This window comes from Pedobacter sp. KH_004, from assembly GCF_057840755.1.
This window is the reverse complement of the sequence record NZ_CM174519.1, coordinates 3,517,028-3,539,465: the sequence shown is the minus strand read 5'-3', so window position 1 is coordinate 3,539,465 and position 22,438 is coordinate 3,517,028. Positions and strand designations below refer to the sequence as shown.

Genomic DNA, 22,438 nt, shown 5'->3' with positions numbered 1-22,438 from the left:
GGCCAGTTCATACATCATCCATTTTACACTAAAGAAATGATTTTTACCGATACCCATACCCATTTATATTACGAGCAAGAGACCGAAAAGCAAAGCCAGCTGATGGAACGTTGCCTTGAAAATGATGTAAATAGACTTTTTCTTCCCAATGTTGATGTCAAATCGATTGCAATGATTGATGATTTAGTAAGCAAATATCCTGAGAATTGTTTTGCAATGGCTGGTCTTCATCCATGTGATGTTAAGGAAGATTATCTGTCAGTTTTGGATGAAATTTTCGAAAGCATTGCTGGTAGAAAAATTTATGCCATCGGTGAAATAGGAATTGATTTATATTGGGATAAAACCACCTTAACTATCCAGCAAGATGCCTTCCGCAAACAAATTGCTTGGGCGAAAAAACTCGGCTTACCAATCGTAATTCACTGTCGTGAGGCTTTCGATGAAGTTTTTGAGGTATTAGAAAGCGAGCGTGACGAAAGGCTGCGTGGAATATTTCATTGCTTTACTGGCCATGTAGCGCAAGCCAAACAAGCCATCGATCTAAATTTCTATTTGGGCATCGGAGGCGTAGTAACCTATAAAAAAGCAGGACTAGATCTTGTTTTAGCAGAAATCCCATTGGAGAATCTAGTTCTCGAAACTGATTCGCCATATTTAGCGCCTGTTCCTTTTCGTGGAAAACCAAATGAAAGTAGCTATCTAATTTATGTCGCTCAAAAATTAGCTGATATTTATGGTGTTTCGGTGGAAGCGATCGCCGATGTAACTACTGAAAATTCAAAAAAGATTTTTGGTGTTTAAATCGCTTTAGTTTCTAGATAAATCACCTTAATCTGCACGAGATCTTTGTATCGAATTAAGTTGATTTGATTTTTTCCGCTGATGCCGCAAATTTCGCAGATTTTTTAGCATGAATAGCTTCGATTGTCGATTTTTTCCTCAGCTTATACTGATTTTTCCTTTCTACGTTTTTAGCATAACCATTAAGATCCTGAAATAAATTCAGGATGACGATCGTTCATCCAGAGTTCTTCGTGTAGATTGCTTATTATAACAATTCATCCTAGCCAGCTGTCCTGCTGAATTCATTTCAGCATCTATTGGATGAAAGCACTGCAAATTATATTCGTTGTATTAACAGTTATAATTAATATTTCAATTTTGTCTAGTTTAATAATCAATCTGATAATTAATATGCGAAATTTGTCTAAATAATTATCAATATTAAAAATAACTATATTCATCTCTAAATTTTTAGTTTCTTTGCGTTGAGCAACCAAAACCAACCAAATGACAAAGATTCTAATAATTTATACCGGTGGTACCATCGGTATGGTAAACGATCCCGTAAACGGAATGTTAATTCCTTTCAATTTCGAACAGATTAAAGAAAATGTTCCGGAATTAAGTCGTTTAGATTATCATCTAGATGTCCACTCGTTCACTCCGGTATTAGATTCTTCTAACATGGATCCAGAGATTTGGAAAACTTTGGCAGAGTTGATTAACACCAAATATGATCTTTATGACGGATTTGTTATTTTGCATGGATCAGATACGATGGCGTTTACTGCTTCGGCACTCAGTTTTATGCTCGAAAATTTAGGTAAAGCTGTTGTTTTAACAGGTTCTCAGCTACCCATCGGCGAAATCAGGACAGATGCAAAGGAAAATCTCATCACTGCGTTGGAAATAGCGGCAACAAAAGAGGATGGGAAATCACTGTTTCCAGAAGTTTGCATTTATTTCGACGCCCAATTGTTTAGAGGTAATCGTTCTATAAAATATAATAGCGAAAAGTTCGAGGCTTTCCGTTCGCCAAATTATCCTGTTTTGGCCGAAGCTGGAGTGCATTTGCAATTTAACACCAATTATGTAATGAAAGCGCCAGACGGGAAACTTAAACTCAATACCAATTTTAATTCTAACATTGGTGTGTTGAAGTTATATCCAGGCATCACGCCTCAGGCTGTGTCAGCGATCACGGATTCTAAGGTCGACGCCATCATTTTAGAAGCTTTTGGATCTGGCAATACCACTACTGCCCAATGGTTTTTAGATAGTCTTCGTAAAGCTATTTTAAATGGCAAAATCATCATCGATATTTCTCAATGTAAAAAAGGATCGGTGCACTTAGGTAGGTACGAAACCAGTCGCGAGTTATTAAAAATGGGCATCATTAGTGGTTACGACCTTACTTTTGAAGCTGCGGTAACTAAACTAATGTATGTTTTAGGCCTCGGCTTACCTTTAGAAGAAAGCCGGAAGTTAATGGATGAATCATTACGTGGTGAATTAACAAAAGATTAATTATTGGTTTGAAAGGCAATTGCGGGTGCATTTTTTAATGCAACTCCCGCTATCCGTTTAATCTTTTTGTCAATGTGTCCGCAACTCCCATCGGTTGATCTACAAAAAGTATTTCACTACTATCGGGCTTAGGTGGCCAATTACTGCAAAAAACATCATATAAGCGTTCATCAAAAAAATCGGTAAGTAAAACTTCTGCAATTATGAGCACCATCATTTCGGTTGTTCGTATTTAGCACTATTTTTGTTAATAAATCCGTCATGCTGAACTTGATTCAGCATCTATTCAATAAGAACCTGAAATAAATTCAGGGTGAGGAACAGATAAATCATGAAAATAGAACAAATATATACTGGGTGTTTGGCAGAGGCCGCTTATTACATTGAAAGCAATGGCGAAGCTGCGATTATAGATCCACTGAGAGAAGTTGGAACTTATTTGAAGAAAGCGGAGAAAGCTGGCGCAACAATTAAGTATATTTTTGAAACCCATTTTCATGCAGATTTTGTTTCTGGCCACGTGGATCTAGCCGATAAATCTGGCGCTAAAATTATCTATGGACCAACAGCCAAAACAGAGTTCGAATCGCACATTGCTAAAGATGGAGAGATGTTCCAAATAGGCGATTTAACGATTACGGCTTTGCATACACCTGGTCATACCTTAGAATCGACCACTTATTTGTTGACTGATGAAAATGGAAAAGACCATTGCATTTTTAGTGGCGATACGCTGTTTATAGGAGATGTTGGTCGCCCGGATTTGGCGCAGAAAGGTAATTTAACCATGGAGGATTTAGCAGGAATGCTTTACGATTCATTAAACGAAAAAATCAAGCCCTTGGCCGATGATGTGATTGTGTATCCTGCCCATGGTGCGGGTTCTGCTTGCGGAAAAAGCATGAGCAAGGAAACTTTTGATACCTTAGGCCATCAAAAAGAAGTAAATTACGCCCTTAAGGCACAAACCAAAGAACAATTTATATCAGAAGTTACGGATGGTATTATGCCTCCTCCACAGTATTTTGCTAAAAATGCTGCGATAAATAAAGGCGGTGTAGAAAGTATCGACGGCATTTATGAAAAAGGTTTAAATGCTTTAACACCGCAAGCTTTTGAAGATACCGCTAACCAAACTGGAGCAATTATGCTCGATACCCGTGATCCACAGGTTTTTGCAAAAGGATTTATTCCTAATTCCATTAATTTTGGCTTAAACGGACAGTTTGCACCCTGGGTTGGCGCATTAATTACCGATTTAGATCAACCTATTTTATTGATTACTGATGAAGGAAAAGAGGAGGAAACCATCACCCGCTTAACTCGTGTGGGCTATGACAGTACAATTGGATATCTGGATGGTGGTTTTGAACGGTGGACTGATGCCGGAAAAGAAATTGATACTATCGAAACCATTTCAGCAGAAATTTTTGAAAAAGCCGTAACAGAACAAGAAATAATAGCTCTTGATGTTCGTAAGCCGGGTGAATATGAATCGGAACATTTGGAATTTACTTTAAGTCGCCCTCTGGATTTTATTAATGATTGGATGGGAGAGATTGATCCAAATAAAACTTATTATATTCATTGTGCCGGCGGTTACCGATCGATGATTGCGGCCTCTATTCTAAAATCCCGTGGCGTAGAGCATGTAATTGATATCGCTGGTGGTTACGGGGCTATTAAGAATACAAATTTAAAACGAACCGATTTTGCTTGCCCGAGTAAGGCGATGAAAGTTTAAGACGGGGAAATGGGAAATAGAGAATAGATATACGCATATGGGAAATGCATATATTTCATTTAATGCGTTTGATTATAACATTTGTTTATACCTATTTACAAATTCCTATTGAGAAGTAAATTGACATAATTACTTATCTATTTCCTATTTCCATAGAAATAAGCAACTTCATCTATTTCCCATTTCCAAATCTCTATTATCTTTTAAATCATAAAAATTGACAAAATCACATCAATACGATATCATCATCATTGGCGCTGGGCCGATTGGAATGGCTTGTGCAATTGAAGCGCAGAAGGCTAATTTGAGCTATCTGATTATTGAAAAGGGTGCTTTGGTAAATAGCCTTTTTAACTATCCGGTTTTCATGACATTCTTTTCCACGTCTCAAAAACTGGAGATCGGTGATACGCCCTTTGTTACAATCAACCCGAAACCAAATCGCAACGAAGCCGTTGAATATTATCGTAGAGTTGCTGAAAAGTTCGATTTAAAAATTAACCTTTTTGAAACAGTTAAACAGGTTTTGAAACAAAGCGAAGGCTTTGAAGTCAATACGACGAAGGCAAGTTATACTGCGAAAAATGTAGTGGTAGCCACAGGATTTTATGACGTTCCATTATTAATGAATATCCCTGGCGAAAATTTGCCCAAAGTGACTCATTATTACAAAGATCCGCATTTGTATGCCTTTCAAAATGTGGTAGTAGTTGGAGCAAATAATTCTGGCGTTGATGCTGCCTTAGAAACTTACCGTAAAGGGGCAAATGTTACAATGGTGGTTCGCAGCGGCGAAATGGGTCCTCACGTTAAATATTGGGTTCGTCCGGATATTGAAAACAGGATTAAAGAAGGAGCAATCACTGCTCATTTCCATTCAGAATTACTCGAAATTAGAGAAGGCGAAGTTGATATTAAAACGCCTGATGGTGTTAAAACAATTGCCAATGATTTTGTAATTGCTATGACAGGTTACCAGCCAGATTTTTCGATGCTGAAAAGGTTCGGAATTGATTTGCCGGAAAGTCTCTGTCCGGTTTATAATGAAGAAACCATGGAAACCAATGTCAAAGGTCTCTATTTAGCCGGTGTGGTTTGTGGAGGATTGGATACACACAAACTCTTTATCGAAAATTCAAGAGTACACGCCGAGATGATTATAAACAATATCATCAATTAATTTTCCTTGCTATCAAATAAGAACTCGAGCCCTTGATAGGCGCCGTTGTGCAAAATCGTGAGGTGGTTCTCTTTTGGTAAAGGATTAAACTTCAATGATATTTTTTTATTCAATCGAATCAAGTTAGCGAGCTTTTTAGCATCAGCTTCTATCTTTTGGCCTTCTTTGCCAACAGCTATATAAACTTTTTTGCCATCAGTTTTATTTATTTCTGTTAATGGGTTGCGGAGCAAGGATTCGTTGTTCCACCAAAGACTCGGACTTACAATCAGGTAATTGGAGAAGAGCTGCGGTTTCTTTAAGAAAATTTCTGTGGCAAGCAATCCGCCCAGCGATTGCCCTATAATGGTTTTTGAGCAACTTGTACTGTATTTAGCATGGATAAAGGGTTGCAATTCCTCCTCAATAAAAGAAATGAATTTTGTCGAAAAACCTGTGGTTGGAAAATCCAGCAGATCTTTTTTAATGGTTGTTGGAAAGGTGAAGTCACGCTTCCTATCTACATTAGCAATGCCTACAACAATGGTTGGAGGAATTTTCTCAATCATGGTTAAGAACTGAACGAGGCCGGCGATGTGTATAAAATCTTCATTTGCAGATCCATCTAAAAGATAAATTACAGGGCATGTTTTCAAAGTATCGGCCGAATATCCAGCCGGCAGATAAATATTTAATGTTCTGGTTTCATTTAAAATAGCTGAATGAATTTCTTCGATTTTACCGATTTCGAAAGATTGATTGGGCTTTGTGTTTTGTGCAGAAACAAAATTCGCAGTAAAAAGAAAAAGGATTGAAAAAAGAACTCTCATTATTTTATGGCTTTAGGCGTCAATTATACAGGATTAATTTCTTCCTCAGCGATAGGTAAAGGATGTTTCAGCTGCAGTTTTAAAATATTTTCTACAAAGTTATGGATAGCAGTTTCTACACTTGGTAAATCTTTTGAGGTAAGATATGAACCCAAAACATGATTACCGGCTCCTGGAATGGCTATTTTCTGCTTCAAATGATCTGGGGTGCCTAACTCAGTAAACATCTTTAACATCGCATCTACGCGTACAACCGGATCTTGCTCTGTTAAGCTTTTGTAGTAATATAACATCAGTACAGGTTGTTTTACTTTTTGGAAGGTGTTTCTGGTCATCGTTCCTTCAATAAATTCCTGTAGTTCTACCAAAGATTCTATCCGGTAATTGGTGTACCAGTATTTTCGATATTCGTCAGTTCTACCCTCCACTTTTCTTTCGTCGCCTCCAACCACTTTTCTGGCAATTTGTAAACCCCATGGATTATTTAACAACCAGGCATTTTTATCGTTTATGGCCACATTCGGAGAAAGTAAGATTAAACTATTAATCTCTGGGTAGGTTGCCGCTAATTTTAACGCAACTGTACCACCCGTAGAAGTGCCAATAAGAATTACCTTTTTACCCAGTTTCTTGCCGATGGCATAGGCTAATTTACTACTTTCCCACAATCGGTTAGCAGTAAAATTTTGCATAGGTGCAATGGTATCAATACCGTGATCGGCTAATCGTGATAGGTATAAGTTGGCGCCAATCGCCTTTGCTAAATTCAAGTGAACCGGGTTTCCTTCAGTTTTTGATGCAGAAAATCCATGTAGATAAACTACAGCATATTCGGTTTGCTGGTGTGCGCCATTAGCCCAAACAATTTCTGCTTCATTGCCCGGCTTAATTTTATTGAGTTGCTCAATATTTTGAACATAGCCCTCCAGCTCATTCAATTCCGGAACTTGTATTAACGCTGCGGTATACAATGGTTTTTTTGGCTTTGGGCCAAGCAAATAGCTGATCGCCAACAGTGCTGAAACCCCGAATAGAACTTTGTAACGCCTTTTCATTCTAACAAATTACTGGATTAAATGTAGCGGTTTAGCCGAAATAACAAAGAATATATTAAAAAATGGTTTGCCTTTCGAGGGAATTTATTGTACAGACTGATGTTGTTAAACCTGATCGGAGCGAACACGAATCCCAACTCTTCATTGGGAGAAGTAAAGTGGAGCGCAGGACTGGAGCAGTTTATGGCACTTTCGATGCTTTTCAAATCCTTAATATTAACGTTATTGATTCACTTTTTATGGGAAATTAGCTTAAGTTTGCAATCAAAATTTTTCGACTTAATGCCGGGAATCGATCAGATAAAAAAACCTATAGCAGCCGATATTAAAGCGTTTGAAAAAACCTTTAAAGATTCTATGCACAGCGATGCTCCATTGCTAGATAGGATTACCCATTATATTGTAAAGCAAAAGGGCAAACAAATGCGACCGATGTTCGTGTTTTTTGCAGCGAAACTGTGCGGCGGAATTACAGAATCTACCCACCGTGGTGCTGCTCTGGTGGAACTTTTACACACGGCAACACTGGTGCATGATGATGTGGTTGACAATGCTTACGAGCGCCGGGGTTTTTTCTCTATTAACGCCTTATGGAAAAATAAAATTGCGGTTTTGGTAGGTGATTATTTGCTGGCCAAAGGTTTGCTACTTTCTGTAAACAATAACGAACACAGATTGTTACAAATTGTATCAGAGGCAGTAAAGCAAATGAGCGAGGGTGAATTGTTGCAGGTAGAAAAAGTGCGTAAAATGGATATTTCGGAAGAGTTGTATTTTGATGTAATCAGGCAGAAAACAGCTTCTTTAATTGCATCGTGTTGTGCTGCAGGAGCAGCTTCTGCTGGTGCAAGTGATGAGATAATTGAAAAGATGCGCCTATTTGGCGAAAAAGTTGGAATTGCTTTTCAAATTAAAGATGACACTTTTGATTTTGGTACTGATGACGTAGGCAAGCCTTTAGGAATTGATATTAAAGAAAAAAAAGTGACTTTGCCATTAATATACGCGTTAAATAAGGCTGACAAAGCAGGTAGAAAGCGGATAATCAATCTGGTAAAAAACCATCAGGATGATCCGTTAAAGATTCAACAGATTATCGATTTTGTTAATGCACAACAAGGTGTTTATTATGCCAACCAAAGAATGCTGGAATACCAGAATGCTGCATTTGATATTTTGCATCAATTTGATGCAGGAGAAGCCAGAACTGGCTTAGAACAATTAGTACTTTACACTACCGAACGTAAAAAATAATGAGCAGCGAATTACTCTTCAGTTTAGGTTTCCTTTTATTTATTGTGCTGGTACTGGCCTTAGATTTGGGTCTTTTTAGTAAAAAGGAACATGTAATCAGTCTGAAACAGGCAGGTATCATGAGTGTTATCATGGTTGGTTTAGCCATCGGTTTCTACTTTCTTCTACTTACCGAAGGTCATCAGCTGCATGGAATAAGGGATTTTGCCCATTTACAAGAAATTGTAACCAAGCATCAACACCATATTACCTTAAATGCTAATGATTTCCAGGCCAGTCTCTCTACGTACAGGCAAAATTTAGGATTGGAATTTTTAACTGGTTATGTAATTGAGTATGCCTTATCTGTTGATAATATCTTTGTTATTGTATTGATATTTTCTGCATTTGCGGTGGAAGAGAAGTATTATCATCGCGTTTTATTTTGGGGTATCCTGGGCGCTATCATCATGCGTTTTATCTTTATTTTTGTTGGTGCAGCGCTTATTGCAAAGTTTGCATGGATCTTGTATCTGTTTGGTGCGTTTCTAGTTTTTACCGGTATAAAAATGTTCTTCAGCAAAGGAGAAGAAAAGATAGATCCAGAAAATCATCCGGTGGTGAAATGGGCATCGAAAATATTCTCTATCCATCCAAAATACGAGGGCAAGAACTTTTTCGTCACCATTAACCATAAAAGATTCGTTACGCCATTATTTTTGGTCTTACTCATAGTAGAATTTACCGATTTATTATTTGCTGTCGATTCTATTCCAGCAATTTTCGCGGTGACTAAAGACCCTTATATTGTGTTTTTCTCTAATATTTTTGCCATTATGGGTTTGCGGTCAATGTTTTTCTTACTGGTTAACATTATCCATAAATTCCATTATTTAAAAGCAGGTTTGGCTGTTTTATTGGCATTTATTGGTGTAAAAATGTTAGGCCACGTTTATTTAGAGAAATTGGGTTTCACCACGCAACATTCATTAATTGTGATTTTGAGTATTCTGGTGATCAGTATTGTGGCATCATTGGTTTTCCCGAAGAAGAAAGCAGCCCATCAATAGTTTTCCCAGCGCTAAATCTTATATCTCCTTACATTTCTTTTATGGTACAGCTTATTCAAATCAAGAATGCGAGAGCTATTTAAAGCTCATTGCTCTGAAGCTAAATTTTCTTGTACGATTATAGAGGTTTGGGAAAGCAAAGGCGGTATTTCATTTGAAACTTAGTCCTGCTTTTTATTTATAGCCCCGAGAAAATTGGGGGCTGCCATTTCAATCAGTTTATATAATTCAGTTCTCCTTAAGGTTACGTTAAGTATCCTTGAAAATCGAAAGGATAATTGTGTAACCGTTTTTAATCTGCGAAAATCCTATTAAATCTGCGGGAAATATTATTCGCTAAAACCAGTAATATCTATTTGCACTAAGGTCTCCCGCAGATCACGCTGATTTTCGCAGAATTTCAAGAGAATACATTAATCCAAAAGCAAAATAAACGTTACAGCTTAATAGCTAACCGTAAAATTTGTACTTTCAACCCATCAATCAGCAAATCATATTCATGAAATACCTTTTATCAGCTGCACTTCTTTGTAGTGCTTTGTTAGCAAATGCTCAAGATCAATTCGGCGGCGTTTTCGCTAAAATCAATACCGAAGTTCAACAAAATTCCAAAGCATATCAAACACTTAAGTACGAAACTGAAAATATCGGGCACCGTTTAACGGGCTCAGCTAATGGAGCAAAGGCAGAGCAATATGCATACGGCTTATTAAAATCTTACGGTTGCGAAGTAAAGTTCCAACCTTTTGAAGTGGAGAGTTGGGCAAGGAAAACAATTGATGTAGAAATTGGTGCGGACAAGAATAGTTTAGCGAAAGTTAAGGCCGTTACTTTAGCACATTCTCCTGTTAGTGCAAATACAACTGCAGAAATTGTTGATGCCGGAAATGGGTTGGAGGTGGATTATCAAAACAATCCTTCAAAATTTAAAGGGAAAATCGCCTTGATTTATCTTGGTGTTTTGCCAGGTTCTCCAGCCGGAACAAAATCATTGCATCGTTCAGAAAAAACTGCCATTGCTACTAAATATGGTGCCATTGGGGTGATCATTATTAATACCGTAAAAGATGGTGTTTTGTTAACGGGCACAGCATCTGTTACGGGTAAACTTATTCCAATTCCTGCGGTTTGCATTGGTTTGGAAGATGGGATGGCGCTAAAAGAAAAACTAAAAAGCCAAACGCAAATGGCGCATATTGGCATGACGAATTTTTCAGGTTTAATTAAGGCAAGAAATGTGATCGCTACTTTCAAAGGAACCGAAATGCCGAAAGATAAAATCGTTATTGGTGGGCATTTAGATAGCTGGGATTTAGCTACTGGAGCCATTGATAACGGGATCGGCTCGTTTGCCATCATGGATATGGCCCGTACCTTTAAAAAGTTAAACTTAAAAACGAAACGAACAGTAGAATTTGTGCTGTTTATGGGCGAGGAGCAAGGGTTACTAGGTTCCAAAGCCTATATCGATCAGGCGAAAAAAGATAAAAACTTAAATCAGGTTAAGTTCATGCTGAATTACGACATGACCAATGATCCCAAAGGATTTTCGACCTCTCGTGCTGAGATGAAAGATTTATTTACGACTTGGGGTACTAATATTGTAAAAATTGACTCCGGCTTCAAAAATCTGTTCAACGCGGGCGCCGGCTTGCATAGCGATCACCAACCATTTATGTTAGAAGGAATTCCGACAGGCGGTGGCTTTGGCGGAAAGTTGCCAAATAACTCCGGACCTTTTTATCATTCTGATGGAGACTCTTTTAAACTAGTTGATGAGCAAGAACTAAAAAACACCGTTCGTTATAGCGCTATGCTAACTTATGCTTTAGCTAATACGCCCAAAATTCCAGTGGGCGTACAAAACGAAGAAGAATTAAAAACGTTTCTAGAATCGCAAAACTTAAAGGAGCCACTTACCATTGCTGGCGAATGGAGGTGGAAATAGTCTGGCATGAAAGTTTAAGATTAAACCTATCATTCTGAGCGAAGCAAAGCAAAAATGCTATATTTTGCTGGTTGGAATGATAGGCTTTAAGGTTATGCTCCAAGCTTTCAACTTTAAACTTTTCAACTTCAACGTTTCATTTTCTATTTACCCACTAATATAACTTTCCAACTGCGATATCGTTTGCTTTTGGTCGGCAATTATGAATTTTACCACATCGCCGATTGACATCATTCCTTTTACTTCGCTGTTTACAACAATAGGTAAGTGGCGAATGTGCTCTTCGGTCATGAGTTGCATACAATGGTCAATGGAATCACTGGTATTAATGGTGATGGGATCAGCAGTCATTACTTCTTTGATCAGGGTGTCCTTTGAAGATTTACCCTGAAGGATGATCTTTCGGGCATAGTCGCGTTCTGTAAAAATACCTGTAAGTTTTTCGTTTTCCATCACCAGCATGGCACTTATGTTTTTCTCTGTCATTATTTTGAGCGCATCTAATACTGAAATATTCTCAGGTACTGATATCACTCTTGCTTGTTTAGTATCGAGAAGGTGTTTTACTGTTTTCATAAATTGATTTATTTGGTTGAATCAATTTAAGAAATAATAAACTGAAAATCAAAGGTTTGTTTTACATTGTGCAGTTTTACAAAAGTGATACAGGTGTTGGTAATTTAAACCCGGCAGAAACGGCAGCCTCCTATTTTTTTATCGGAGCTACAGTGTATGGCGGGATTGAAGTAGCCGAAAATAAGCTGAGTTTACTTTCCAAAATCTTTCTAGAAACGCTCCTTTATTTTACATTCTATAAACCACCTTGCTCTTTTAATTATTTGGCTTTCACAAAGCTATGCCGTAACTTTGTTCCACATTTAAAACAAATAAAATATGTCATCAGTAGAGACAACTTATATCCCTTACAAAGTTAAGGACATTTCACTGGCAGAATGGGGCCGTAAAGAAATCGAATTAGCCGAAGCAGAAATGCCAGGTTTAATGAGTTTACGTAAAGAATTCGGCCCAACGCAACCGTTAAAAGGTGCTCGTATTGCAGGCTGTCTGCATATGACGATTCAAACGGCTGTTCTAATTGAAACGTTAGTGGCTTTAGGTGCTGAAGTTACCTGGTCATCTTGCAATATTTTCTCAACACAAGATCATGCTGCTGCTGCAATTGCCGCTGCTGGTATTCAGGTTTATGCCTGGAAAGGTTTAAACGAAGAAGAATTCGACTGGTGTATTGAGCAAACTTTACACTTTGGTCCGGAGCAACAACCACTAAACATGATTTTAGATGATGGTGGCGATTTAACCAATATGGTTTTTGATAAATACCCAGAATTAATTGCTGGCATTAAAGGTTTATCAGAAGAAACCACCACTGGTGTTCACCGTTTATACGAAAGAATGAAAAACGGAACATTGCACTTACCTGCAATTAACGTCAACGATTCTGTAACTAAATCAAAATTCGATAACAAATACGGATGTCGCGAATCATTAGTTGATGCAATTCGTCGTGCAACTGACGTAATGATGGCTGGTAAAGTAGCTGTTGTTTGCGGTTATGGCGATGTGGGTAAAGGTTCTGCAGAATCTTTAAGTTCACAGGGTGTACGTGTAATTGTAACTGAAATTGACCCGATTTGTGCTCTGCAAGCTGCAATGGAAGGTTACGAAGTTAAAAAATTCGCTACTGCCGTTAAAGAAGCAGATATTATTGTAACTACTACTGGTAACCGTGATATTGTTCGTGGCGAGCATTTCTTAACCATGAAAGATAAAGCCATCGTCTGTAATATCGGTCACTTCGATAACGAAATTGATGTTGCCTGGTTAAACGAAAAATATGGTTCAAGTAAAGTTGAAATCAAACCTCAGGTAGATAAATATACTATCGAAGGTAAAGATATCATCTTATTGGCCGAAGGTCGTTTGGTGAACTTAGGTTGCGCAACTGGTCACCCAAGTTTCGTAATGAGTAACTCATTTACCAACCAAACTTTAGCACAATTAGAGCTTTGGACGAACACAGATAAATACGAAAACAAAGTTTACGTTTTACCTAAGTATTTAGATGAGAAAGTTGCTCGTTTACACTTAGAAAAAATCGGTGTAGAATTAGATGTTTTAGATCAACACCAGGCTGATTATATTGGCGTTCCGGTTGAAGGCCCATTCAAATCAGACGAATATCGTTATTAATCACTCCTCGTCATTGCGAGGAACGAGGCAGTCTCATTAATGAGCTGCTAAGAGGGATGTGCAATTTGCATATCCCTTTTTTGTTTTTTAGGATGTCATCCTGAGCTTTGCGAAAGATTTAAACTTCTGTGTTTTCTGTTTTTCCGTGTCAAAAAATATTTCGAAAACGCTACTGCGGTACTTCTTGGGAAATATTAGTTCTTTTATTCCCACCTCCGGCAGGCTGACGCTTTACTCCTCCCGATGAAATATAGGGATCCGTGTTCGCTGCTACCAGGTTTATTTTACATAGATTTGTGATTCTTTTGCTAACAAAAGCTAGATTTGGAAAAAATAGACATAATGAAAAATGTAGCTATCCTTTTTCTTTTTACACTATTCAGTTTCGGTTTAAAAGCCCAAACTAGCTCTAAAAAACAGGCATCAAATCAATTGATCACTAACCAAGTCGTAGAAATTGCTTGTGGCGAGTGCCAGTTTAAAATGAAAGGTAAAGATTGTGAACTAGCCATTAGAATAAATGGCAAGTCTTATTTTGTTGATGGAAAAGGCATCGATGATTTTGGCGATGCGCATGGCGAACACGGTTTCTGTAACGCTGTAAGCAAAGCACAAGTTTCTGGTAAAATTATAAAGAATAGGTTCAAAGCTACCAATATCAAATTGCTCAGTAAATAGGTTGATGTTAGGCTAACCTTTTAACTGTTTTTTATTAAAAATAAATCGTCGACTGTCACACTTTAATTTTTCTTGCGTCTTATATCTGAACATTGAGCTTAACTTCTCAATACCAAACAAAAAACAAATTCAGATATGAAACCTTATTTATTGATTTTTCTATTCCTTTTATCTACGAAAGTCTTCGCACAGGAGAATGCTTTCATCACCGGAAAAATCGTTGATAGTAAAACAAGCTTACCAATTGAATATGTAGGTGTTATTTTGTCAAGCAAAATTGATTCAAATAAAAAAGTTGGTGTGGTTAGCAATAAAGCAGGGGAATTCTTTTTTAAAGATATTGCTAAGGGGGATTATACCTTGAAAATATCCGCAATGGGCTATAATCCAATTTTAAAAACCATCACTTTTTCAGGAAAGAATATTGATTTAGGGGTATTGAAAATAAAAGAGGATGCGATAGCTTTAAAAGATGTTTCGGTGGCAGGCAAATATGCTACGGCAACAGTAAAAATAGATACCGTTGAGTTTAATGCCGATGCTTACAAAACGCAACCCAACGCTGCAGTTGAAGATTTGTTAAAGAAACTCCCTGGCGTAACCATTGATAAAGATGGTAGCATTTTAGTGCAAGGGCAAAAAGTAACTCGATTGACCGTTGATGGAAAAGATTTTTTTGGTACCGACCCAAAAACGGCCACCAAAAATTTACCTGCTGATGTGATAGCAAAAGTTCAGTTAATAGATGCCAAAACCTTGGAGGCAAAAGCCACGGGAATTGATGATGGACAACGAGAAAAGGTGCTCAACCTAACCATTAAAGAGGATAAAAAGAATGGTTGGTTTGGTAATGCCAATTTATCTGGGGGCACTACCGATCGCTATAGCGGTTATTTAAGCGCCAACCACTTCACCAAAAAAATGCAGTTTGCCATTTTAGGGATGAGCAATAATGTCAGTAATGCCAGTTTTCAATACGAAGATTTAAATAGTTTTACCAGTGGAAACATTGGTAACCTTTTTGCCCCTCCCGGAGGTGGCGGATTTTCCATCAATGTAAATAACGGACGAACAACCATTGGCGGTTCAGGCGTTTTTGATAATAGTGCCATTGGCGAAGTAACTACGCACAGTGGCGGACTAAATTTTAGCAATAGCTGGGGTGCAAAGGATAAATTGACTTTAAGCAGTAGCTACTTCACATATTTCAGCAAAGGTTTAGGTAATCGGTTTTCGATTGTTCAGGATATTAATCAAGATGATGTACTTAGAACTGACGAAGTTTCAAACCGCAATTCTGATAACCAAGCGCATCGATTCAATTTCAAAGTGGAATACCATCCCGATTCGCTTACCGATCTAACTTTTCGCTCAAATGCAATTCTTAATTACACCACCAATATCAATAATAGGAATTTCAATTCTGCATTTGATCTTACCGGAAAAATTAATGAAGGTAGTCAGCTTCTGGATCAAAGAAATTCTACCCCTGCTTTTTTTGGAGAGCTTTCTGCCACAAGGCGATTAAAGAAAGGATCGATTATTATTGGTTTGAATGGTTCGCAAAATACTTTCAACTCCAATTGGTTAAATAAATCGCTAATAAACAATTATAGATCTGGGGTTGTTGATGTAACAGATTTAAACCAGCAGGCAGAGCAGGAAAATAAATCTCAAAACTATAGTGTTGCTGTGAATTACATTCGCCCGATTGTAGACAAGAAATTGAATAGCAATATAGCTTATATCCGTAACGAGGGTAAAGTAGATGCGCAGCAGTTAACCTTAAGTTACAATCCATTAAATAACACTTATGATGCTGTTGTCCCTGACTTTTCGAATACACTCGAGAACAAAACATGGACACAAACCGCCAGGCTAGGGCTCATTTATAACCGTACAGAATGGACGTATAATTTTGGTTTAGGATTTCAGGAAACAGGGTTGGATGCTTCAACTTTTAGCAGTGCTGGTATCAACACCAATAACATTGATAAGAAGTATTATAATATTCTGCCAAGGTTAAATATCAATTTCAGGAATAAGAATAAGCACACGTTGCAGTTGAATTATAACGCCAACGTGAATCTTCCTTCTGTAAATGATTTGCAGCCTGTTCAAAATAACAGCAATCCTCTTTATCAAAGGATAGGTAATCCAGAGTTGGAGGCTAGGAAAAGTCATCGCATGTCAGTTAATTTTAATACGTTCAGTGCCGACAATAATAAATACTGGAACGGTTACTTCTTAGTGAATTATGCCCTGGATGATGTTGGGAACAGCATCAATTATGTAGATGGTGTACAATATGTTCAGCCCGTTAATGTAGATGGTAACTATTACATCAATACCGGCACTTATTTTGGGCAGCCAACCAAGTTAAAGGGATTAAGAATGGGGTATGGAGTCAATCTGTCACTTTCGCACAACACTTCATTTATTAACCAGGAGAAAAATATCACCAATCGATATAATTTTGGACCGAATGCAAACTTTAGTTATGATATTGATGACAAATTAAACGCCGGAATTTATATTGGAGTACAATATAGCAAGGTAAATAATTCGCAGCCAAGTGCGCTGGATAATAAATATTTTAATTTCTCAAATAGTGTTAGCTTAAGCTATGAGTTTATTAAAAATACGAGAATCAATACAGAATTAAACCACAATGGGGCTGCCGGTAGAGCCGATGGCTTTAACAACAATGTATTTCTACTTAATGCTGGTTTAGATCAGTATTTTATGCAGCGTAGAATAACACTAAGCTTAAAAGGATTTGATATTTTAAATCAAAATACCAATATCGACAGAACTGTAAATGGCAGTAGGATAGAAGACATTCGTTTTAATTCAATCACCAGATATTTTTATGTTTCGTTGAATTATAAGATTACAAAGGTTGGCGTTAAGAGTGAGAAAAGTAATCCGAGAAGTACGGTGAATTAGGAAATAATGAAAGATTTAATCCGCAAGACTACCTAAGTTTTTGCGATTTTTTATTAAGGATAAATCTTATCTTTAAATATAATCCAATTTGCGTATGAAAGCGAATCTAATATTTATGGTGAGTGTTTTGATTGTTTTACTTTTCGCAACCTGTAAGAAGGGCAAAATCAAAAATTTAAATAGTATTAGTTATGGTACTTCTTTTGGAATGTGCGGTGGATATTGTGTTCAAAGTATTTCAATTAGTGATGCTAAACTTACTTTTACAAAAAGCAAACATGGACAAACACCTGATACAAAAACTTGTTCCAAAAACATTTCTGATGAAGAAGTGAATTCAATTAAAGATTTATTAAATGGGAGCCAGATTGCTAATTTGCCTGAAGTGATTGGTTGCCCAGATTGTGCCGATGGCGGAGCGGAATGGATTTCGGTAACAGCAGATGGGAAAACTCATAAAATCACTTATGATTATGGCAAACCACCAAAAGAATTGGAGGCTGCAGCCGCTAAATTGAAAGTTCTAAAAGATGGTTTTAAGGATTGTAATTAAAAGAAACTCAATATGAGAGGGAAATAAGCTATGTTAAAAATAGTTAAAATACAGGAAGAGTATGAGTTAGCTTTAGAAAGGCCTATTCGTTAGTAGGAAATGATATTGTGCTAGACTCTAAGCAAGGTCATGAACTTGAATTGCTTACACTATCAATTGAGCATTGTGAAGAATCTCAAAATAAAATTTTACTACCGTCTCCACTAGAAATCATAAAATTAGAGCACAAACTGTAGGATAGAAGACATTCGTTTTAATTCGATCCGAGAAGTACGGTGAATTAATTTTCATCCCTCGTGCTACGTTAACTGTCTTACATTCGTTGTTACATCAAATCAGCTATTACGTTTCGCTGACGATTAGGGAATCCAGTCTGTTTATCTTCCACCTTTAATTATAGCAGATGAAAAACGAGAATTTCGAAATAAAAAATCCTGAAGGATTATACGATCCAAAACCTCATGGGTACTCTCATATGGCAACCGTTAACTCCAATAGTAAAATGGTATTTATAGCAGGGCAAGGTGGTAGCAATATGGATGGTGTTTTAAGTGATGATTTTAAGGTACAGGTAGATATTGTGTTTGATAATATCGAGATCGCACTTAAAAGTGAAGGATTGCTGTGGAGTGATGTTGTAAAGTTGACCACACTTGTGGTTGACTATGATTCAAGTAAGCATGAAGTATTGATTGCTGTGTCTCAAAAAATTTGGCCTGATTTGAAGTTTCCGGTGAATACTCTAATACCAGTTTCGAGACTAGCATTAGATGGGATGCAGATAGAAATTGATGTTACCGCTGTGGACAGGTAAATTTGGTTTCCGCTTAAATTCGCAACTCCTTAATCTTCAACTCAAAACTAAAAACTCAACCCGCTAAATTTTTTGCGCTAACCCCTTGATTTATAAAAAGAATTGTTCTACTTTTGCAGTCCGTTTTATGGGCTATCTGCGAGGATGCCGGGGGAGCGGTAAATAATTAAATAAAAAATTAAAAAAGCACAATGCCAACTATTCAACAATTAGTTAGAAAAGGTAGAGTAGCACTGGAGTTCAAGAGTAAGTCTCCAGCGTTGGACAGCTGTCCACAGCGAAGAGGTGTATGTACACGTGTGTACACCACTACCCCTAAAAAACCAAACTCAGCAATGCGTAAAGTAGCCCGTGTTCGTTTAACGAACGGTAAAGAGGTGAATGCATACATTCCTGGGGAAGGTCACAACTTACAAGAACACTCAATCGTTTTGATTCGTGGTGGTCGTGTGAAAGATTTACCAGGTGTACGTTACCACATCATCCGTGGTGCATTAGATACATCAGGCGTTGCTGGTCGTAACCAACGTCGTTCGAAATATGGTACTAAACGTCCTAAACCAGGTCAAGCTGCTGCAGCTCCTGCTAAAGGAAAGAAAAAATAATCGGGAGGAAATAAGAAATGAGAAAGTCAAAACCAAAAAAGAGAATTATTCTTCCTGATCCAAAATTTAACGATGTTCAAGTAACTCGTTTTGTAAACAATATGATGTACGATGGAAAAAAATCTATCGCCTACTCTATTTTTTACGATGCTGTTGAAATTGCTGAGAAAAAAGCAGGCGAAAACGGTTTAGAGATCTTCAAACGTGCTTTAACTAACATTATGCCAGCTGTAGAGGTTAAATCTCGTCGTGTTGGTGGTGCTAACTTCCAGGTTCCAACTGAGGTTAGACCAGAACGTAAAACAGCTTTAGGTATGAAATGGTTAATTTCATACGCTCGTAGACGTGGCGAAAAAACCATGAAAGAGAAATTAGCTGGTGAAATGGTAGCTGCTGCTAAAGGTGAAGGTGCTGCTGTTAAGAAGAAAGAAGATACGCACAAAATGGCTGAGGCTAACAAAGCGTTCTCTCACTTCAGATTCTAGTAATTAGGATTAACAGATTAGTAAGATTACACAGATTTAATTAGAAGATTATACTGATTAGATAAATTACACCGATTTGTTTTTACATAATCGGTGTAATCATTTAAAATCAGATAAATCAAAAACATAAGATGGCAAGAGATTTAAAATTTACAAGAAATATTGGAATTGCAGCTCACATTGATGCAGGTAAAACTACAACAACAGAGCGTATCCTTTATTATGCTGGTGTGAGTCATAAAATTGGTGAGGTGCACGAAGGTGCTGCAACAATGGACTGGATGGCACAAGAGCAAGAGCGTGGTATTACCATTACTTCTGCTGCAACTACTGTTGATTGGAATTACAGAGGTCAAAAATATCATGTAAACGTTATTGATACACCAGGTCACGTGGATTTTACCGTAGAGGTAAACCGTTCGTTACGTGTATTAGATGGTTTGGTATTCTTGTTTTCTGCAGTTGATGGTGTTGAGCCTCAATCAGAAACCAACTGGCGTTTAGCCAACAACTATGCGGTTCCTCGTATTGGTTTCGTTAACAAAATGGACCGTTCTGGAGCTGACTTCTTAAAAGTTGTTAAGCAGGTTAAAGATATGTTAGGTAGTAATGCAGTTCCATTGCAATTACCTATCGGTTCTGAAGATGCATTTAAAGGTGTGGTTGATTTAATTAACAACCGTGGTATTGTTTGGAATGAGCATGATAAAGGTATGACCTTTACTGAAGTACCAATTCCTGATGATATGTTAGATGAGGTTGCTGAATGGAGAGAAAAATTACTAGAATCAGTAGCTGATTATGATGAGACTTTGATGGAGAAATTCTTCGAAGATCCTAACTCGATTACTGAGCGTGAAATTTTAGATGCTTTACGTGCGGCTGTTTTAGATGCTAAAATTGTTCCTATGGTTTGTGGTTCATCTTTTAAAAACAAAGGTGTACAAACTATGCTTGATTATGTGATGGAATTATTGCCTTCACCTATGGATAGCGAAGGTGTAATTGGTACTAACCCAGATACTAACGAAGAAGTTTTATTAAAACCAAGCATTACTGAGCCATTTGCAGCTTTAGCATTTAAAATTGCAACTGACCCATTTGTAGGCCGTTTATGTTTTATCCGTGTTTACTCGGGTAACTTAGAAGCTGGTTCTTACATATACAATGCTCGTTCTGAAAGTAAAGAGCGTATTTCTCGTATCTTCCAAATGCATGCTAACAAGCAAAACCCAGTGCCAAACGTGGCTGCTGGTGATATTGCTGCTGTAGTTGGATTTAAAGATATCAAAACTGGTGATACACTATGTGATGAGAAACACCCAATCGTTTTAGAATCTATGGATTTCCCTGAGCCAGTTATCGGCTTAGCTATTGAGCCTAAAACTCAAGCTGACGTTGATAAATTGGGTATGGGCTTAGCTAAATTGGCTGAAGAAGATCCTACTTTTAGAGTTCAAACTGATCAAGAAACTGGTCAAACGGTTATCTCTGGTATGGGTGAGTTACACTTAGATATTTTAATTGACCGTTTAAAACGCGAATTTAAAGTTGAAGTTAACCAAGGTGCACCACAGGTAGCTTACAAAGAAGCTATTTTCGGTACTACTCAACACCGTGAAACTTATAAGAAACAATCTGGTGGTCGCGGTAAATTTGCCGATATCCAAGTTGTTATCTCGCCAATCGATGCTGATTTTGAAAAAGGTGGTTTACAATTCGTAAACGAAATTACAGGTGGTTCAATTCCACGTGAGTTTATTCCTTCAGTAGAAAAAGGTTTCGCCGCAGCGATGGTTAACGGTGTGTTAGCGGGTTATCCACTTCCTGATATGAAAGTACGTTTGATTGATGGTTCATTCCACGCAGTCGATTCAGATGCTTTATCATTTGAGCTTGCAGCTAAAATGGCATATCGTGAAGCTTTACCTAAATGTAAACCAACTTTGATGGAGCCAATCATGAAAATCGAAATCTTAACCCCTGAAGAAAACATGGGTGATGTAATCGGTGATATGAACCGTCGTCGTGGTCAGTTATTAGGTATGGATACACGTAACGGTGCCCAAGTAATTAAAGCAACTGTGCCTCTTTCTGAAATGTTTGGTTATGTAACGCAGTTACGTACTATCACTTCAGGTCGTGCAACTTCTACAATGGAATTTGATCATTATGAAGCAGCGCCTAAAAACGTACAAGATGAAGTAATTGCTAAATCAAAAGGAAGAGTAAAATCTGAAGACTAATATTAGATGTGAGCATTGAGATATGAGTATTGAGATTTGTCTCACGTCTTATATCTCATTTCTCAAATCTCAAAAATAAATCCGATTTCTGTTGTTAATAGCTCTAACAGGAAATCATAATTAAAAATAAGATGAGCCAAAGAATCAGAATTAAATTAAAATCTTACGATTACAACTTGGTAGATAAATCTGCTGAGAAAATCGTAAAAACTGTTAAACCTACGGGTGCAGTTGTAAGTGGTCCAATTCCACTTCCTACAGAGAAAAAAATCTTTACTGTTTTACGTTCTCCACACGTTAACAAAAAAGCCAGAGAGCAATTTCAATTATGCGCTTACAAACGCTTATTAGATATTTATAGCTCTAACTCTAAAACAGTTGATGCTTTAATGAAACTTGAATTACCTAGCGGTGTTGAAGTTGAAATCAAAGTTTAATTGATTTTAAAAAGATTAAAAATCCTGATGAAAGTCAGGTTTTTTTTTTGCCCTATTTTTTGTGAGGCGTATGGAATAGCAGTTTCTGACCTGGATGTTTTTGGTTGC

Annotated in this window: 19 protein-coding genes; 16 read left to right on the top strand and 3 right to left on the bottom strand. The window is 37.4% G+C overall.

What is annotated here, in order from left to right; translation table 11 throughout:
• Positions 1-36 precede the first annotated feature (36 nt).
• The 4 genes from AC3ITD_RS15155 (at position 37) to AC3ITD_RS15140 (ending at position 5,237) form a co-directional block, all read left to right on the top strand.
• The gene (locus AC3ITD_RS15155) at positions 37-804 is read left to right on the top strand and encodes a TatD family hydrolase (protein WP_489360964.1); all 768 of its coding nucleotides are present in this window, start codon (positions 37-39) and stop codon (positions 802-804) included.
• Between the two features lie 489 nt (positions 805-1,293).
• Entirely contained in the window at positions 1,294-2,313 is a 1,020-nt protein-coding gene (locus AC3ITD_RS15150; protein WP_265799077.1) for an asparaginase, read from the top strand.
• A 331-nt stretch (positions 2,314-2,644) separates the two neighbouring features.
• Complete coding sequence (locus AC3ITD_RS15145) at positions 2,645-4,057, top strand: MBL fold metallo-hydrolase (protein ID WP_489360961.1); 1,413 nt, start codon at positions 2,645-2,647, stop codon at positions 4,055-4,057.
• A 271-nt stretch (positions 4,058-4,328) separates the two neighbouring features.
• Complete coding sequence (locus AC3ITD_RS15140) at positions 4,329-5,237, top strand: YpdA family putative bacillithiol disulfide reductase (protein ID WP_489366691.1); 909 nt, start codon at positions 4,329-4,331, stop codon at positions 5,235-5,237.
• Here AC3ITD_RS15140 and AC3ITD_RS15135 read toward each other — a convergent pair.
• Both AC3ITD_RS15135 and AC3ITD_RS15130 read right to left on the bottom strand, forming a co-directional pair.
• Positions 5,234-6,046 (bottom strand): alpha/beta hydrolase, encoded by an 813-nt coding sequence (locus tag AC3ITD_RS15135; protein ID WP_489360959.1) that lies wholly within the window; start codon positions 6,044-6,046, stop codon positions 5,234-5,236. The two genes, AC3ITD_RS15140 and AC3ITD_RS15135, sit on opposite strands and share 4 nt — an antisense overlap.
• A 23-nt stretch (positions 6,047-6,069) precedes the next feature.
• On the bottom strand, positions 6,070-7,101 hold the full coding sequence (locus AC3ITD_RS15130) for an alpha/beta hydrolase (protein ID WP_489360957.1): 1,032 nt from the start codon (positions 7,099-7,101) through the stop codon (positions 6,070-6,072).
• 282 nt (positions 7,102-7,383) lie between these two features.
• Here AC3ITD_RS15130 and AC3ITD_RS15125 point away from each other — a divergent pair, with 282 nt between their 5' ends.
• From AC3ITD_RS15125 to AC3ITD_RS15115, 3 genes are all read left to right on the top strand, one after another.
• A complete protein-coding gene (locus tag AC3ITD_RS15125) occupies positions 7,384-8,355 on the top strand; it encodes a polyprenyl synthetase family protein (protein ID WP_489366689.1) in 972 nt (323 codons plus the stop codon).
• Positions 8,355-9,404 carry a TerC family protein gene (locus tag AC3ITD_RS15120; protein WP_463485127.1) on the top strand — a complete coding sequence of 350 codons (1,050 nt, stop codon included), beginning with the start codon at positions 8,355-8,357 and terminating at the stop codon, positions 9,402-9,404. The genes AC3ITD_RS15125 and AC3ITD_RS15120 overlap by 1 nt, the downstream gene beginning before the upstream one ends.
• Before the next feature lie 499 nt (positions 9,405-9,903).
• Positions 9,904-11,352, top strand: coding sequence for a M20/M25/M40 family metallo-hydrolase (locus AC3ITD_RS15115; protein ID WP_489360954.1), 1,449 nt, complete (start codon positions 9,904-9,906; stop codon positions 11,350-11,352).
• Between the two features lie 147 nt (positions 11,353-11,499).
• Here AC3ITD_RS15115 and AC3ITD_RS15110 read toward each other — a convergent pair whose 3' ends face one another.
• The gene (locus AC3ITD_RS15110; RefSeq protein ID WP_265799068.1) at positions 11,500-11,928 is read right to left on the bottom strand and encodes a CBS domain-containing protein; all 429 of its coding nucleotides are present in this window, start codon (positions 11,926-11,928) and stop codon (positions 11,500-11,502) included.
• A 318-nt stretch (positions 11,929-12,246) separates the two neighbouring features.
• On the opposite strand from AC3ITD_RS15110, the gene ahcY reads away from it, so the two are divergent.
• The 9 genes from ahcY to rpsJ all read left to right on the top strand — a co-directional run bounded on the left by ahcY (position 12,247) and on the right by rpsJ (position 22,330).
• Positions 12,247-13,563 (top strand): adenosylhomocysteinase, encoded by a 1,317-nt coding sequence (gene ahcY / locus AC3ITD_RS15105; RefSeq protein ID WP_489360952.1) that lies wholly within the window; start codon positions 12,247-12,249, stop codon positions 13,561-13,563.
• A gap of 342 nt (positions 13,564-13,905) precedes the next feature.
• Entirely contained in the window at positions 13,906-14,241 is a 336-nt protein-coding gene (locus AC3ITD_RS15100) for a DUF6370 family protein (protein WP_265799066.1), read from the top strand.
• 135 nt (positions 14,242-14,376) lie between these two features.
• A complete protein-coding gene (locus AC3ITD_RS15095; protein WP_489360949.1) occupies positions 14,377-17,190 on the top strand; it encodes a TonB-dependent receptor in 2,814 nt (937 codons plus the stop codon).
• 94 nt (positions 17,191-17,284) lie between these two features.
• The gene (locus tag AC3ITD_RS15090) at positions 17,285-17,743 is read left to right on the top strand and encodes a hypothetical protein (RefSeq protein WP_489360947.1); all 459 of its coding nucleotides are present in this window, start codon (positions 17,285-17,287) and stop codon (positions 17,741-17,743) included.
• 403 nt (positions 17,744-18,146) lie between these two features.
• Complete coding sequence (locus tag AC3ITD_RS15085; RefSeq protein ID WP_489360945.1) at positions 18,147-18,557, top strand: RidA family protein; 411 nt, start codon at positions 18,147-18,149, stop codon at positions 18,555-18,557.
• A gap of 191 nt (positions 18,558-18,748) precedes the next feature.
• Positions 18,749-19,162: a 30S ribosomal protein S12 gene (gene rpsL / locus AC3ITD_RS15080; protein ID WP_010599925.1), complete on the top strand. Its 414-nt coding sequence runs from the start codon at positions 18,749-18,751 to the stop codon at positions 19,160-19,162.
• A gap of 17 nt (positions 19,163-19,179) precedes the next feature.
• Positions 19,180-19,647, top strand: coding sequence for a 30S ribosomal protein S7 (rpsG, locus tag AC3ITD_RS15075; protein WP_489360942.1), 468 nt, complete (start codon positions 19,180-19,182; stop codon positions 19,645-19,647).
• Positions 19,648-19,778: 131 nt separating this feature from the next.
• The gene (gene fusA, locus AC3ITD_RS15070; RefSeq protein WP_265799062.1) at positions 19,779-21,893 is read left to right on the top strand and encodes an elongation factor G; all 2,115 of its coding nucleotides are present in this window, start codon (positions 19,779-19,781) and stop codon (positions 21,891-21,893) included.
• 131 nt (positions 21,894-22,024) lie between these two features.
• Positions 22,025-22,330 (top strand): 30S ribosomal protein S10, encoded by a 306-nt coding sequence (rpsJ, locus tag AC3ITD_RS15065; RefSeq protein WP_008244591.1) that lies wholly within the window; start codon positions 22,025-22,027, stop codon positions 22,328-22,330.
• Positions 22,331-22,438: the final 108 nt, after the last annotated feature.

What these genes read in the sequence shown, in the direction of transcription:
- AC3ITD_RS15155 (WP_489360964.1), top strand. Translation starts at nt 37, where the DNA reads ATGATTTTTACCGATACCCATACCCATTTATATTACGAGCAAGAGACC.
- AC3ITD_RS15150 (WP_265799077.1), top strand. Translation starts at nt 1,294, where the DNA reads ATGACAAAGATTCTAATAATTTATACCGGTGGTACCATCGGTATGGTA.
- AC3ITD_RS15145 (WP_489360961.1), top strand. Translation starts at nt 2,645, where the DNA reads ATGAAAATAGAACAAATATATACTGGGTGTTTGGCAGAGGCCGCTTAT.
- AC3ITD_RS15140 (WP_489366691.1), top strand. Translation starts at nt 4,329, where the DNA reads ATGGCTTGTGCAATTGAAGCGCAGAAGGCTAATTTGAGCTATCTGATT.
- AC3ITD_RS15135 (WP_489360959.1), bottom strand. Translation starts at nt 6,046, where the DNA reads ATGAGAGTTCTTTTTTCAATCCTTTTTCTTTTTACTGCGAATTTTGTT.
- AC3ITD_RS15130 (WP_489360957.1), bottom strand. Translation starts at nt 7,101, where the DNA reads ATGAAAAGGCGTTACAAAGTTCTATTCGGGGTTTCAGCACTGTTGGCG.
- AC3ITD_RS15125 (WP_489366689.1), top strand. Translation starts at nt 7,384, where the DNA reads ATGCCGGGAATCGATCAGATAAAAAAACCTATAGCAGCCGATATTAAA.
- AC3ITD_RS15120 (WP_463485127.1), top strand. Translation starts at nt 8,355, where the DNA reads ATGAGCAGCGAATTACTCTTCAGTTTAGGTTTCCTTTTATTTATTGTG.
- AC3ITD_RS15115 (WP_489360954.1), top strand. Translation starts at nt 9,904, where the DNA reads ATGAAATACCTTTTATCAGCTGCACTTCTTTGTAGTGCTTTGTTAGCA.
- AC3ITD_RS15110 (WP_265799068.1), bottom strand. Translation starts at nt 11,928, where the DNA reads ATGAAAACAGTAAAACACCTTCTCGATACTAAACAAGCAAGAGTGATA.
- ahcY (WP_489360952.1), top strand. Translation starts at nt 12,247, where the DNA reads ATGTCATCAGTAGAGACAACTTATATCCCTTACAAAGTTAAGGACATT.
- AC3ITD_RS15100 (WP_265799066.1), top strand. Translation starts at nt 13,906, where the DNA reads ATGAAAAATGTAGCTATCCTTTTTCTTTTTACACTATTCAGTTTCGGT.
- AC3ITD_RS15095 (WP_489360949.1), top strand. Translation starts at nt 14,377, where the DNA reads ATGAAACCTTATTTATTGATTTTTCTATTCCTTTTATCTACGAAAGTC.
- AC3ITD_RS15090 (WP_489360947.1), top strand. Translation starts at nt 17,285, where the DNA reads ATGAAAGCGAATCTAATATTTATGGTGAGTGTTTTGATTGTTTTACTT.
- AC3ITD_RS15085 (WP_489360945.1), top strand. Translation starts at nt 18,147, where the DNA reads ATGAAAAACGAGAATTTCGAAATAAAAAATCCTGAAGGATTATACGAT.
- rpsL (WP_010599925.1), top strand. Translation starts at nt 18,749, where the DNA reads ATGCCAACTATTCAACAATTAGTTAGAAAAGGTAGAGTAGCACTGGAG.
- rpsG (WP_489360942.1), top strand. Translation starts at nt 19,180, where the DNA reads ATGAGAAAGTCAAAACCAAAAAAGAGAATTATTCTTCCTGATCCAAAA.
- fusA (WP_265799062.1), top strand. Translation starts at nt 19,779, where the DNA reads ATGGCAAGAGATTTAAAATTTACAAGAAATATTGGAATTGCAGCTCAC.
- rpsJ (WP_008244591.1), top strand. Translation starts at nt 22,025, where the DNA reads ATGAGCCAAAGAATCAGAATTAAATTAAAATCTTACGATTACAACTTG.